Origin of the sequence: Vibrio sp. 10N.222.48.A3 (assembly GCF_041475345.1) — a bacterium.
GTDB lineage: Bacteria > Pseudomonadota > Gammaproteobacteria > Enterobacterales > Vibrionaceae > Vibrio > Vibrio tasmaniensis_A.
In genome coordinates, this window is the sequence record NZ_JBFRVX010000670.1 from 1 (window position 1) to 1,428 (window position 1,428).

The 1,428-nt window shown below is 43.5% G+C and carries 2 protein-coding genes; both read left to right on the top strand.

Going from position 1 to position 1,428, the window contains the following annotated elements:
• Positions 1 to 40 precede the first annotated feature (40 nt).
• Complete coding sequence (locus AB4653_RS18125; RefSeq protein WP_009846403.1) at positions 41 to 853, top strand: ABC transporter ATP-binding protein; 813 nt, start codon at positions 41 to 43, stop codon at positions 851 to 853.
• A 5-nt stretch (positions 854 to 858) separates the two neighbouring features.
• On the top strand, positions 859 to 1,428 hold a 570-nt coding region (locus AB4653_RS18130), incomplete at its 3' end, for a 4'-phosphopantetheinyl transferase (protein ID WP_372104907.1).

Here is a 1,428-nt window from a genome sequence, read left to right on the forward strand (position 1 = left end):
ACTTAGGGGATATTGTTTAACTTAAATGAATCAGAAGTTTATGAGCCTATCGACACCGGTTAAATCCAACATTACCTCTCGACTAAATGGAAATAACCTTAAACTTGCATACGATAATCGCGTTATTTGTGAAAATCTCGAACTTAATATTCCTGAAGGTAAATTTACGGTCATTGTCGGACCCAACGGGTGCGGAAAGTCTACCTTATTGAGAAGCTTGTGCCGCTTGTTGAAACCTTCTCAAGGTAAAATTTGTCTTGATGGTCAGAATATTCAAAAGGTGCCAGCTAAAGAGTTGGCGAGAGAGTTAGGGTTACTGCCGCAAAGCTCACAAGCTCCTGAAGGGATTCGAGTCGTTGATTTGGTGGCAAGAGGTCGCTACCCGCATCAAAAACTGTTTAAGCAGTGGAGCTTAGATGATCAAGAGGCGGTCTTTCAAGCGATGGAAGATACTGGTGTCACCGATTTGGCCGAGAGGCAGGTCGATGAACTCTCTGGAGGTCAGAAACAACGAGTTTGGATCGCCATGGTATTAGCGCAAAAGACACCGATAGTATTACTTGATGAGCCAACAACTTATTTGGACGTCGCACACCAGATTGATTTGTTGGAGTTGTTCCGTAGCCTCAATAGAGAAAAAAAACATACTATCGTTGCCGTGCTGCATGATTTGAATCAAGCCTGTCGTTATGCAGATCACCTGATTGCATTTGCTGGTGGAGAAATTGTCGCGCAAGGCGAACCTAAGTCTTTAATTGACGCCAAACTCGTTAAGCAAGTATTTGGCTTAGATAGCGTTATTATTGATGATCCTGTAAGTCATACTCCATTGATTGTGCCTCTGGGGAAGTAACTCGTATGACTTTTTTGTCAGGTTTGCAATTGCTCACCTTTGGCTCGCAAAATATTAAGGTTTGGCAGTACCACTTTGAACGACAAAGGTATACAGATTGCCTTTTTCAAGAACTTGACGTCGCGTTACCAAATGAAATGAAGCGTTCAGTAACTAAACGAAAAGCGGAGTTTATTGCCGGTCGCAGGGCGGCATTGCACGCATTACGCATTGAAGGGTGTGATTGCCTCGAACTGCCCATCGGTGAACACCGATCACCGGTTTGGCCCGAGGGTTGGATTGGAAGCATTTCTCATACCGATGATCTAGCGGTAGCGACGGTCAGTTCATTAAGTGACGTGAGCTTTGTTGGTTTGGATGTTGAAGAGCTCATCAACGAAAACCAGGTTATGTCACTCATGCCTATGTTTGTTAGCCCTCAAGAAATAAAGCACTTAGCCGGGACTCACCTTCCCATTCAATGGTTTGTCACCTTAGTGTTCTCTGCTAAGGAAAGTATTTTTAAAGCCATCTATCCCTATGTTAAGACTTATTTAGAGTTCAGCGACTCAAAGCTAATGAGTATCGATATGGAT

Bases quoted from the DNA above. Each gene is read 5' to 3' on its own strand.
- AB4653_RS18125 (WP_009846403.1), top strand. From the start codon at position 41: ATGAGCCTATCGACACCGGTTAAATCCAACATTACCTCTCGACTAAAT.